This window comes from Corynebacterium sp. DNF00584, from assembly GCF_001552965.1.
GTDB lineage: Bacteria > Actinomycetota > Actinomycetes > Mycobacteriales > Mycobacteriaceae > Corynebacterium > Corynebacterium phoceense.
Map to the genome: position 1 here is coordinate 183,382 of NZ_KQ959732.1, position 12,057 is coordinate 195,438.

A 12,057-nucleotide genomic window follows, 5' to 3' on the forward strand; every position below is an offset into this window, starting at 1 on the left:
AGACACACGAGTCGGGCACAGCAAAGCCGCGACTCACCCCCGGCTAGCGGGGGCGTCCACGCCGAGGCGCGCGGCATCGGCAGCCGCGGCCTCCGAGCCCGGGGCGTCGCCGGCGCGCGTCATGCGCTGCGAGATGACGCGCGTAACGCCGTCGCCGCGCATGGTCACGCCGTAGAGCACGTTCGCGATGTCCATCGTCGGCTTCTGGTGCGTGATGACGATGAGCTGCGAGTCCTTGCGCAGCTCCTCGAAGAGCGCAATGAGTCGGCGCAGGTTGACGTCGTCGAGGGCGGCCTCGACCTCGTCCATGACGTAGAACGGGCTGGGGCGCGCGCGGAAGATGGCCACGAGCATGGCCAGCGCGGTGAGCGACTTCTCGCCACCGGAAAGCAAGGACAGACGCTTGACCTTCTTTCCCGGCGGGCGAGCCTCAACCTCAATACCCGTGGTGAGCATGTCGTCTGGGTCGGTGAGGACGAGTCGGCCCTCGCCGCCTGGGAAGAGGGTCTGAAAGACCTTGGGGAACTCGGCCTCGACATCGTTCCACGCGTCCGTGAAGAGCTGGAGAATCTGTTCGTCGACGTCTTCGATGACGCCGGTGAGGTCCTTGCGCGCCTGGATGACGTCATCGAGCTGCGTGGAAAGGAAGGTGTAGCGCTCCTCCAGCGCTTTGTATTCTTCGAGGGCCAGCGGGTTGACCTTGCCCAGGGAGTTCAAGTCTTTTTCGGCTTGCTTGAGGCGCTTCGTCTCCGCGGCGCGGTCGAAGTCCTCGCCCGGCGTGTAATCGCGGAGCAGATCCGTCATCGACAGGCCGAGCTGCTCGACAAGCTTAGCTTCGGCCTCGTCGCGGCGGACCTGGGCCTGGGAGCGTGCGATATCCGAGTTATGCGCGTTCGAGGTGAGTCGGTCGAGCTGCGAGCGCGCGGCGGAGACCTGGGCCGCGGCCTGCTGAACGTGGGATTGGAGGCGGGTGCGCTCGGCCAGCGCGGCGTCGCGTTCTTCGGTGGCGCTATCCAGGGCGAGGCTCGCGCGCGCGGCGAGGTCACGGGCGTGGCGGGCGACGGTGCTGGCGAGTTCGGCCTGCGCGCGGCGGCGGGCCATGGATTGTTCGTGGCGGGCCTTCGCTTGGCGTTCGTGCTCAGCCTGGCGGCGCAGGGCATCGCCGCGGCCGGCCACTTGGGCGACCTTGTCCTGGGCGGAGCGCGCGGCGAGCTGGGCCTCGACCTCCATGGCCTTGACCTGTTCGAGGGCGGCGTTCGCCTCGTCGCGGACCTGGGAACTGGGCTCGTCTGGGGTGTCGTCCGCGTCGACGCGGGCGAGGCGGTCGCGGGCCTCGGCGAGTTGCTCGCGCAGCTGCGTGAGCTGGACCTCGATGTCCGTGGCGCGAGCGGCGGCCTTCTCGTGCTCCGCCTTATTCGCCGCATGTTGGGACAGGAGACGCTGGTGGTCGCGCTTCCACGCCTCAATCTGCGTGTCGTGCTCGCGCAGCGCGGCCTTCGCGGAGGCGGCGGTGACGCGGGCGTCTTCCGCGGCGAGCTTGGCGCCCTCGAACGTGCCGGAAAGTTCCTCGAGCTCCGCTTGGGCGGTTACGAGTTCGGCTTCGGCGGCGGCGATGCGGGCGGCGACCTCGACGGTGGTCTGCGCGCCAGTGCCGACTTGAACCCAGCCCTCACCGACGAGAAGGCCGTCAGGCGTCACGGCGCGCAGGCGCGGATCCTCCGCGACGAGGGCGCGGGCTGCAGACGCGTCGGGGGCAAGCACGACGTCGGCGAGGAGCCGCGTGACGGCGGCGCGGACTTCCGGAACTGCGGTGACGTGGTCGAGTAGCCACGAGCAGCCACCTGGGAGCGTCGCGTCGAGGCGCCAGTCCCCCGGGTCGTGGTACGTGGAGGTGTCGAAGAGCGTGGCGCGGGCGGCATCGGAAAGCTGCGTGAGCAGCTCAGGGGTGAGGCTGCCGGCCTGGGCGTCGGCGAAGGCGCCCAGCGCCGCGGCGACGGCCGTTTCCTGCGAGGTCGTGAGGAAGTCCGCGAGCGGATGGAAGTCGGGACCGAGATCAGCGGTCTCCGGCGCGGTGGTTGCCAGCGTCTCGATGCGCGAGCGCAGCGTATAGACGGCGCGTTCGCGTTCGCGCTGGCCGTCACGCAGCTGCTCGAGGCGCTTATCGGCGGCATCGGATTCCGTAGCGGCGCGCACGTGGGCTTCTTCGAGGGGCTGGCGTTCCGCATCGAGGGCCGCCAGCTTATCCGCGACGCTGTCGGCCTCGCGCTGGGCGGCCTGCGTGCGCTCACGGGTGGAACCGAGGGTCTCCTCGTGGCGGGAGAGCTCGGATTCGACGGACTCGACCTGAGCAGTAAGCGACTCCTCCGCGGCAATAAGACGGACAACGCCCTCCCGGCGGTCCGCAATGGCGCGCAGTTGGGCCATGTGTTCGCGGTCGGCGGCCTCGAAGGCCTCCCGTTTCTCCAGCAAGGTTTCGCGCAGGGACTCCAGGCGCATGGCGGCTTCCTCTGCCGCTTCGAGGAGCATCTCGTGTTCCTCGTCGGCACGCGCAGCGCGGGCCTCAAGATCCTCGGGATCCTGGCCGGAGTAGGCGACCTGGGCGCCGACGTTCTGGGCGCGCTCGGTGGCGATGCGCTGGGTCGCAGAGACGCGCTCGACGAGCGAGGACAGATCGAACCACAGCTTTTGGGCGGCATCGGCAGCCGGTGCCGCGACGGCGAGCTGGGCCTCGACGTCGGCGTGGGCTTCTTCTGCAGCTTCGAGCTGAGCTTGGAGCGTGGCGACCTGTTCAGCGAGGAGCTCGGCTTGTTTCTCCGCGTTGTCGTATTCGGCGCGCAGGCGCACGACCTGATCGCCGGCGAGACGCAGGCGGGCGTCGCGCAGATCCGCTTGGACCGTGGCGGCGCGCTTCGCGGCTTCCGCCTGTCGCGCGAGGGGCTTGAGCTGCTTGCCCAGCTCATCCGTGAGGTCCTGGAGGCGATCCAGGTTCGCCTGCATGCCGGTGAGCTTGCGCTGCGCCTTTTCTTTGCGGCGGCGGTGCTTGAGGACGCCAGCCGCCTCTTCTATATAGGAACGGCGGTCCTCCGGACGCGACTCAAGGATCTCCGCGAGCTTGCCCTGCCCGACGATAACGTGCATCTCGCGGCCGATACCGGAGTCGCTGAGCAGCTCCTGAATATCCATGAGGCGGGCTTTGGCACCATTAATTTCATATTCACTCGCGCCGTCGCGGTACATGCGGCGGGTGACGGAGACCTCGGAGTACTCGATGGGCAGCGCACCATCCGCGTTGTCGATGGTGAGCGTCACCTCGGCGCGGCCCAAGGCCTTGCGGTCACCCGCACCCGCAAAGATGACGTCCTGCATCTTGCCGCCACGCAAAGTTTTGGCGGAGCCCTCCCCCATGACCCACGCGAGGGCATCGACGACATTGGATTTGCCGGAGCCGTTGGGACCAACCACGGCGCAAATGCCGGGCTCAAATTTCATAGACGTCGCCGACGCGAAGGACTTGAATCCTTTGAGCGTGAGCGATTTGAGGTGCATTCGTGCAATTCTAGCAAGCCCTGCGCCAGACCCAGATATAAGTAATTTTTAATTTTAAATTAAAACAAACTTACCCATGATTTTCCATTCCGATTCACAACTGCGCGCCGTGCGCGAAGCCAATGACGCCTCCGCACACAGCGCTTTCGATCGTGTCGTTGGCGCACTCAATCATCTCGCTGGTGAGCAGGAAGGGGAGACAATCACCGTCACGGATATCGTGCGGGAATCAGGCGTTGCGCGCTCGGCCTTATACCGGCGCTTCCGTGCGGGTGGCCGTGCTCGCCGCGGATAACGACGCGGGCGCCGAGGGCTGGCAGCACGTCTTTGAGCTTGCCGATGCCCTCCGTCCCTACGCTGTGCTCCTCCGCGCCGCCAGCGCGCGAAGTTGCGGTGCTCACCACGCGATGGATGAGCCACCTTCCCCGTAATGTCTAGCGTTCGATAAAACCCGATTCGCCCTTGGGCTCTGCCCACTGCGGAACGACCGTGTCGACCGTGCCAGGGCGGCGCGTCGTGGACGGCTGCTCACGGGTGAGCTCAAGGAGGCGCTCACAGACCTCGCGCGGCCCTTCCGCGACGATTTGGACGCGGCCGTCGCTCAAGTTTGTGGCGTGCCCGACCAAGCCAAGTTCTAGGGCGCGGGAGCGCACCCACCAACGAAACCCCACTCCTTGGACGTAGCCGTGAACAAATGCGGTCATGCGAACCATGGGGTGAGGTCTCCTTAAATTTCGGTATCTGGGTTTCTCGTGGCGAGTTAGAACTCGCGGAAGTTGGTGTGGTCTCCCAGACTATCGTTCAAGTGCTGGCGGTCTTCCACGCTACGACGCGTCACAGGATCGGAACCGTCCCAGACCTCGATGTTGGACACGCCCGGCAGCATATCGCGGTGGAAGACGGGGTCGACGCCCTGGCGACGCTGTTCGTTGTAGTTCTTGAGCAGCTTGATGGCCACACCCGACAGCGGCACGATGGCTGCGACGTTGAGCAGCACCATGATGGCAGCACCGGTATCGGCCAGGTCGAAGACAGTGCCCAGCGGGGCCACGGCGCCGTAGAAGACGAAAGCCACAGAGATAACGCGGAAGCCCCACAGCGCCCACTTCTGCTTGAAGAGGTAGGTGATATTGGATTCCGCAAGGTAGTAGTTTCCTAGCACCGAAGAGAAGGCCAGGAAGAACAAAATGAAGGTGATGAAGTGCGTACCCCATGCACCCACGACGTTGCTCAGCGAGGACTGCGTGAGGGCCACGCCAGCGATCTCGTCGCTGCCGAAGGACTCGAAGTCCGTGCCCAGCAGGATGATGAACGCGGTGATGGAACAGACGACGAGGGTATCGAAGTAGACGCCGAGCGTCTGCACGAGTCCCTGCTTGACCGGGTGCGAGACCGTCGCGGTGGCCGCAGCGTTCGGGGCAGATCCCTCACCGGCCTCATTGGAGAACAGGCCGCGCTGAATACCCTTCATCAGTGCCATGCCGAGTGTCGCGCCCGCGACCTCGCTGAAGCCGAAGGCCGACTCCACAATGTGGAGGAACATTGCAGGCACTTCACCGATGTTGATGACGATGACCACGAGACCAACGGCGAGGTATGCCAGCGCCATGAAGGGCACGACGACCTGCGTGATGTTGGCAATGCGCTTCACGCCACCGATGATGATGAGACCCGAGACAAATGCAACGGCCAGACCGATGATGGCCTTAAATGTCGTGGAGTCCTGGTTGAAGGAGGTCGCGAAGGACTCAGAAATAGCGTTGGTCTGGAATGCTTCGTAGAGCCAGCCGAAGGTAATGGCGATGGCCACGGAGAAGACCGCCGCCAGCTTCTTCCAGCCCAGGCCGCGGCTCATGTAGTACGCCGGGCCACCGCGGTAGGTATCCCCGTCGCGGATCTTCCACAGCTGAGCGAGCGTCGACTCGATGAAGGCCGTCGCGCCACCGAGGATGGCAATCACCCACATCCAGAACACCGCGCCCGGTCCACCGACGGAAATCGCGACGGCCACGCCGGCGACGTTGCCGGTGCCCACGCGCGACGCCGCGGAAATGGTGAACGCCTTAAACGCGGAGATGCCGCCGTATTCCTCGTCCTCGTCGGCGCCCACGCCCTTGGGGCGCTCGACGATGGCCTTGAACATATCGGGAACCATACGGATCTGCACGACGGCAGTCCGGAAACCAAAGAAGAGACCCGCGGCGATGAGCAGCCACGGAAGGACCCATGTCCACAGAGTGTTGTTAATCGCACCGAGCACGGTGCTGAAAATTTCCTGCATGCAGAAAACAATAGGGTATGTGAGCCGGATCTACCTATCTCATGCGGCAGGAGACATCTCACTCTCCCCTATTTTTGACAATTCGGACAGTAGTGCGTGCCGCGCCCGCCCACCACGATCTTGGTCAGCGGCGTGCCGCACCGATCGCAGGGTTCGCCGTCTCGCCCATACGCGTGCAAGGAGCGGTCAAAGTATCCGGATTCGCCATTGACGTTGACGTACAAGGCGTCGAAGCTCGTGCCGCCCACCGCGAGCGCGCGCCCCATGACGTCCGACGCCGCTCCGAGGAGCGCCACCGCCTCACGTTGCAACAGGCTCGAGGCGCGCCGCGTCGGTCGGATCCCCGCCGCCCAGAACGCCTCGTCCGCGTAGATATTGCCAATTCCGCTCACCACGGTCTGGTCCATGAGCGCGACTTTCACGGCGCTCTTCTTTCGCCGCAGCCGTCGCGCGGTCGCCACGACATCGAAGGCTGGTTCCAAGGGATCAGGCGCGATATGTGCAATCTTCGACCAGGGACCATAGAGCCAATAGCCGAACGTGCGCTGGTCGATAAAGGACAGTTCGAGTCCCTCCGATAACTTCGCGCGCACCCGCACGTGTTTCGACGAAACCTCGCCCACCCGCATTTGTCCCGACATGCCCAGGTGCACATGGAGAACGTCGCGGTGCGAATCACTGCGGTCCTCCCCCTCGAATTCGAGCCACATGAACTTGCCCCGGCGCGCGACATCCGCGACGGTGCGCCCCACGAGCAGGCCCGCCAGCGGCGCCAGTTGTCCCCTGTTCGACCGCGGGTGAAGGACCTCCACGCGTTCAAACGTGCGGCCCGGCAGATAGCCCACCAACCCCCGGCGGACAGACTCGACCTCAGGAAGTTCCGGCATGCAGACCTAGCTCTGGGTCCACGTATCAACGGTGCCAGCAACGAGCTCCGGGTGCTCCGTCAGCGCGCCGTGGGCCTTTTCTGCTGCCTGTTGTTCGGCCAGCTTCTTGTTCTGGCCGGTACCCACTCCTAGCTCTTTACCCGCGACATGCGCGTATGCGGTGAAAGTCTGCGCATGCTCGGGGCCGGTGGACGTCGCCGAATACACCGGCATGGGCGCGCGCAGCTCCGCGCACAACTCCTGCAGGTTCGTCTTCCAGTCCAAATGACGGCCCGAGGCAGTGGCGTTGTCGATCTTCTTCTTAAACAGAGTGAGAATCACGGCTCGCGCTGGCTCAAAACCATGCGTGCGGTAGATGGCGCCCAAAAGGGCCTCCATCGTGTCTGCCAGGATGGAGTCTTTATCTGCGCCGCCCGTGGTCGTCTCGCCCTTGCCCAGCAGGATGTACTGACCCAGGCCAATTTCGCGTGCGATGTCAGACAAGCCGTAGCGCGAGACGATGGACGCGCGCATCTTCGAGATATCAGACTCAGGACGCGACGGGTACTGCGTATAGAGCTGCGAGGCCACGGACAGGCCCAACACCGCGTCACCAAGAAACTCCAGTCGCTCGTTGTTCGGCAAGTGGCCGTGCTCGTTCGCGAAGGAACGGTGCGACAGCGCAAGACGGAGCAAGTCATGCGGAATGTCGATGCCGAGCGACGCCAGCAGCGGCGCATGGTCGACCGAGTTGAACGCAGCCTCCAGCGCTTCTTCACCCGTCATCTTGATTTTCTTGCTCACAGGAACTTCTCCAGTCCGGCCCAACGCAGGTCAGTCGTATTATCCTCTTCGCCTGAGGTGCCCAGCGTCACGCCCTCGACCTCCGGCACGTCGCAGCCGCCCTCACACGTGGGGTTAAACGGCAGCGTCAAGCCAGCCTCATCGATGACGGCCTGAAGAATATCGATCTCGTCACCCTCGATGATCGGAGTCTCGTCACCCGAGCCCTCATCCGCCTCATCCGCCGCATCACCAGAAATGAAATCCGGGTCCGTGGCATAGACCTGCGTGATGTGAAGGTCCACCGGCGGAGTGAGCGGGCGCAAGCACCGCGCGCACTCGCCTTCCAACTGTCCATGGATATCGGCGTCGACCATAATCGCGCCGCCCAGCGGGGTGAGCGTCGCGTCGACGCCCAGCTCGCTACCTTTGGGGATAGCAATCATTTCGACACCAATGCGCTCCGGCGCCGGCCCCGTCTGCGTGCGCTGCTGCGGCATGCCATCAGCATCCGGTCCGCGCAGCAAGTCCGCAACATTAAACTTAAGTGGAGAAGTCATAGCAATGACATATCCTACCCCGAACGCCCCTATACATGGCGGTTCGCCTACCGGGCACACAGATTTGCTCCGCTCTCTGGCAATCACCTGTCGAGGTGCGCACAAAGGCCTTTAAGTACACCCAAAGTGCTTTCTTCCGCGTAGCGCACGTCCTTATTCTTTTCTTATGACCAACGAATCCCTCGCGAGCGCGTCGAGCGCCGTAGCCACCCTGGCGCCACAAGCCCTTCATGCTTTTGTGTTCGCTGCCGTGGTGCCCTGCGCTCTCCTCGTGGGAATCGGCTTCCTTGCGCGCCACTTCACACGTCCCCGCACCGCTGGTACCACGCGGTGCTTGGGCTTCCGTCAGCTTCTCGTCCGCGGGTTCGCCTGCGGACTCAGCTTCGGAATCTTTACGCTGCTGCCAATCCCCTTCACGGTAACGGTCATTATCGCCTCGGGTTTATGCATCTTCGCCGCCTCGGTCTTAGCGTGGCGCGGCACGTTCCCCGTCGCCTCCGTCTTCGTTGCCGTGGCTGGCATGATGCTCGGCACGGTCACCGTGGAGATCCTCACGAATATCGTCTACGAACTCGAGTTTGGCACCAACGCCACGGCCAATTGGTCCACGTCGCTCACCATAATGTGGATCCTCTACGCCATTCCCAGCAGCATCATCGCGCTGCTCTTCGCGGGTCTGGCAGCACAGACCCGGCGCCCCCAGCCTGCCGATGCCCCCACGCGCGTCCACGCGCACACCCGCTAGGGCCGCCGGGCTATTCCCCGCTTAGCGCTGCGCGCGGTACGCGTTGTAGTCTTCTTCGCCGCGCCCGGAGGCACCGGCGCCGCGGCGCAGAGCCTGACGGTCGGAGCCCACGGTACGCAGGATGCCCGTGAGCGATTCCTCGAACTGAGACAGCTTCTCGTCGACGAAATCATCACACTCGCGGCGCAGGCGCGAGGATTCCGCATGGGCGGTCTCCACGATGCGGTGTGCCTCGTCATCCGCGCGGCGCACGACCTCAGACTCGGAGACCAAACGCTCCTGCTCCGCCTGACCTTCCGCCACCGCACGGTCATAGGACTGATTGCCCTGTGCGACAAGACGCTCGGCCTCAGCACGCGCATCCTCGACGGTACGGGCGGCACGATCTTCCGCCTGTGCCACCATCGAAGTGGAACGCTGCTGGGCCTCAGCGAGCATGCCATCCGAATCTTCTTGTGCACGCGCGACCATGTCCTGGGCATCGCGATCCGCGTCCGCGATGGTCTGGTCAGCACGCTCCTGCGCACCGGCCAGGATGGCGTCCTGGCGGTCCAGCACGTCTTGTGCATCATCGAGCTCGACGGGCAGCGCATTGCGCAACTCATCGAGAAGTGCCAGCATATCGTTGCGCGGGACGACGCAGTTCGACGTCATGGGCACGCCATAGGCCTGCTCCAGGATTTGTACAAGCTCGTCAAGGGACTCGAATACGCGATACATGCCCACCAGAATACGTGGGACTCCGCCCCACAACGGGGATCCCACGCACGAGTGTCCGCAAGATTATCGCTCAATGCGGCTTTCCCGTTAGCGCGACGAGAGCGCGGCAAAGATATCGCTCGACAGCTTCACCATCTGCGCACGCTCCGCACGCGATCGTCCCTGCCCATCACGCACGGGCTCAACGCGCACCGTTACCTGCGACATGGTGACCTCTCCGGTGGCGACATCCTGGATAGAAATCGGGACAACGAACGTCGCGTTCGGCTGTTCCTTGGGCGGATTCGCAGTGAACTTACCCGTGCCTTTATCGACGGACACCCAGGCAGGCACGGTCCAACCCTTCGCAGGATCCGGACTCACGATGTCGTAGCGGTAACCACTGCGGCCATCTTTGAGCTGCGAGGTCGTCTCGCGCGACCAGATCTCCGGTGGCTGGGTCGTACTAAAGCCCTGCTCCGCCATGACGGCACGGTAGTGGACAACGTCCATCTTCTCGTTAGTCGCATCCGCGAGCGTGGGCGGTACCACGTGAATGCGCAGGATGGTGTACTCACTGGGGCCAATCTTCGGATTATGGATGGCCACAGCAACTTCATTGATGCCGGGATATTCAGCATCGCTCGCCGTGATAGTCAGGGTGCCATCGGGCGCGGCCTGGACGATGTCGTCACGAAATGGCAGTTCGTAGTTGTCATCGACAAAATTCGTGGAGAACGTGTACCCCTCCGCGGCCGGATCCGCCACCACGGAGCCGTCCGGGCGTGTCATCGAGGTCGGCCGGATGGTCATCGTTTGACCCTGGACAACCGTGGGAAGGTGCGGGTAGTGAATAGTGGCGTAGTCGCTCTCCGCCTCCGGGTTACCAATGGGACCCTGACCAATCTGGCCGTAGCCACCGGAGCCGTCCCGCACGATGGCCGCGTGGGCAGGGGCCACAGACAAAGAAACAGCGAGGACGGTACTCGCAAAGACAGAAGTGATACGTGACATGAGAAATTCCTTTCAGATGGCGTCTTACTTTTACTTCTGAAATACCTTAAAGTTCCCTTTGTGACCCAGGTTACCCAACCGAGCGGCCTACGTGAAGAGTTTCCGCTAAAGACAACTGCGGCCCCACCAAACCCTGAGGAAAGTGGAGCCGCGGAATGCTTAGGCAGCCGGAAGAATCGGAGCCCTAGATGACACCCTGCGCCAACATAGCGTCGGCAACCTTCTTGAAGCCCGCGATATTCGCGCCGGCAACGTAATCGCCCTCGCGGTCGTAGTCCTTCGCGGTCTTGTCGATGTCCTTGAAGATGTTGGACATAATCTCGTGGAGGCGCTGGTCGGTGTATTCGAAGGACCAGGAGTCGCGGGAGGCGTTCTGCTGCATCTCAAGCGCAGACGTTGCAACGCCACCGGCATTGGCAGCCTTGCCCGGCGCGTAGTGGATGTCGTTCTGCAGGAAGAAGTGAACAGCCTCCGGGGTGGACGGCATGTTGGCGCCCTCCGCCACGTAACGGGTGCCGTTGGCAGCGAGCAGCTTGGCGGACTCGCCGTCGAGCTCGTTCTGGGTGGCACACGGCAGAGCCACGTCGGCCTTGACCTCCCAGATGTTGCCGCCCTTGTGGTACTCAGCGCCGTTGCCGGCCTCGGCAGCGTACGCGGAGATACGAGCGCGGCGAACTTCCTTGATGTCCTTGAGCAGCTCGAGGTCCACGCCGTTCGGGGTGGAGATGTAACCGGAGGAGTCAGACATGGCGACAACGGTGCCGCCCAGTTGCTGAACCTTCTCAGCGGCGTAGATGGCAACGTTACCGGAACCGGAGACGATAACCTTGGCGCCCTCGAAGGATTCATTGTGGGCCTTCATCATCTCGCTAGTGAGGTAGACCAGACCGTAGCCAGTGGCCTCGGTGCGAACGAGGGAGCCACCCCAGGTGAGGCCCTTGCCGGTGAGGACGCCGGACTCGTGCTGGTTGGACAGGCGGCGGTACTGACCGAAGAGATAGCCGATCTCACGGCCGCCAACTCCGATGTCACCCGCTGGGACGTCGCGGTACTCGCCAATGTGGCGGTAGAGCTCCGTCATGAAGGACTGGCAGAAGCGCATGATTTCACGGTCCGACTTCCCCTTGGGGTCGAAGTCCGAGCCGCCCTTGCCGCCGCCGATGGGCAGGCCGGTGAGCGAGTTCTTAAAGATCTGCTCGAAGCCCAGGAACTTGATGATGCCCAGGTTGACGGACGGGTGGAAACGCAGACCACCCTTGTAGGGGCCGAGCGCGGAGTTGAACTGCACGCGGAAGCCACGGTTGACCTGAATGTCGCCATTGTCATCGGTCCACGGCACACGGAAGATGAGCTGGCGCTCCGGCTCGCAGAGACGCTCAATGAGGCCATAGTCGGCGTAGTGCGGGTCCTTGCCCAGCACGATCTTCAGAGAATCGAGAACTTCGGACACAGCCTGGTGAAACTCCGGTTCGCCAGCGTTGCGCTTGAGAAGCTTGTCGTAATACTCGGAAATTTGAGTGTCAACCGATGCAGTCATGTGCGACCCCTTTATATGTAGCGTCC

At 63.5% G+C, this 12,057-nt stretch carries 11 protein-coding genes; 1 reads left to right on the forward strand and 10 read right to left on the reverse strand.

Annotated features, from left to right (window positions below; translation table 11 throughout):
• Nucleotides 1-33: 33 nt before the first annotated feature.
• From smc to HMPREF0307_RS03200, 7 genes are all read right to left on the reverse strand, one after another.
• Nucleotides 34-3,546 (reverse strand): chromosome segregation protein SMC, encoded by a 3,513-nt coding sequence (gene smc, locus HMPREF0307_RS03170; RefSeq protein WP_066487007.1) that lies wholly within the window; start codon nucleotides 3,544-3,546, stop codon nucleotides 34-36.
• A gap of 209 nt (nucleotides 3,547-3,755) precedes the next feature.
• Entirely contained in the window at nucleotides 3,756-3,947 is a 192-nt protein-coding gene (locus HMPREF0307_RS13110; protein WP_168164080.1) for a hypothetical protein, read from the reverse strand.
• A 33-nt stretch (nucleotides 3,948-3,980) separates the two neighbouring features.
• A complete protein-coding gene (locus HMPREF0307_RS03180; RefSeq protein WP_066487024.1) occupies nucleotides 3,981-4,259 on the reverse strand; it encodes an acylphosphatase in 279 nt (92 codons plus the stop codon).
• A gap of 47 nt (nucleotides 4,260-4,306) precedes the next feature.
• On the reverse strand, nucleotides 4,307-5,827 hold the full coding sequence (locus tag HMPREF0307_RS03185) for an alanine/glycine:cation symporter family protein (RefSeq protein WP_066487028.1): 1,521 nt from the start codon (nucleotides 5,825-5,827) through the stop codon (nucleotides 4,307-4,309).
• Nucleotides 5,828-5,895: 68 nt separating this feature from the next.
• Entirely contained in the window at nucleotides 5,896-6,714 is an 819-nt protein-coding gene (gene mutM / locus HMPREF0307_RS03190; protein ID WP_066487030.1) for a bifunctional DNA-formamidopyrimidine glycosylase/DNA-(apurinic or apyrimidinic site) lyase, read from the reverse strand.
• A 6-nt stretch (nucleotides 6,715-6,720) separates the two neighbouring features.
• The gene (gene rnc, locus HMPREF0307_RS03195; RefSeq protein WP_066487032.1) at nucleotides 6,721-7,497 is read right to left on the reverse strand and encodes a ribonuclease III; all 777 of its coding nucleotides are present in this window, start codon (nucleotides 7,495-7,497) and stop codon (nucleotides 6,721-6,723) included.
• Nucleotides 7,494-8,036, reverse strand: a complete 543-nt coding sequence (locus tag HMPREF0307_RS03200; RefSeq protein ID WP_066487033.1) for a YceD family protein — start codon at nucleotides 8,034-8,036, stop codon at nucleotides 7,494-7,496. Before HMPREF0307_RS03200 ends, rnc begins: the two co-directional genes overlap by 4 nt.
• Before the next feature lie 166 nt (nucleotides 8,037-8,202).
• On the opposite strand from HMPREF0307_RS03200, the gene HMPREF0307_RS03205 reads away from it, so the two are divergent.
• Nucleotides 8,203-8,781, forward strand: a complete 579-nt coding sequence (locus tag HMPREF0307_RS03205) for a hypothetical protein (protein WP_066487036.1) — start codon at nucleotides 8,203-8,205, stop codon at nucleotides 8,779-8,781.
• 21 nt (nucleotides 8,782-8,802) lie between these two features.
• Here HMPREF0307_RS03205 and HMPREF0307_RS03210 read toward each other — a convergent pair whose 3' ends face one another.
• The 3 genes from HMPREF0307_RS03210 to gdhA all read right to left on the reverse strand — a co-directional run bounded on the left by HMPREF0307_RS03210 (nucleotide 8,803) and on the right by gdhA (nucleotide 12,031).
• A complete protein-coding gene (locus HMPREF0307_RS03210; protein WP_066487040.1) occupies nucleotides 8,803-9,501 on the reverse strand; it encodes a DivIVA domain-containing protein in 699 nt (232 codons plus the stop codon).
• An 87-nt stretch (nucleotides 9,502-9,588) separates the two neighbouring features.
• Nucleotides 9,589-10,494: a hypothetical protein gene (locus HMPREF0307_RS03215; protein ID WP_066487043.1), complete on the reverse strand. Its 906-nt coding sequence runs from the start codon at nucleotides 10,492-10,494 to the stop codon at nucleotides 9,589-9,591.
• 184 nt (nucleotides 10,495-10,678) lie between these two features.
• The gene (gene gdhA / locus HMPREF0307_RS03220) at nucleotides 10,679-12,031 is read right to left on the reverse strand and encodes an NADP-specific glutamate dehydrogenase (protein WP_066487052.1); all 1,353 of its coding nucleotides are present in this window, start codon (nucleotides 12,029-12,031) and stop codon (nucleotides 10,679-10,681) included.
• Nucleotides 12,032-12,057 lie beyond the last annotated feature (26 nt).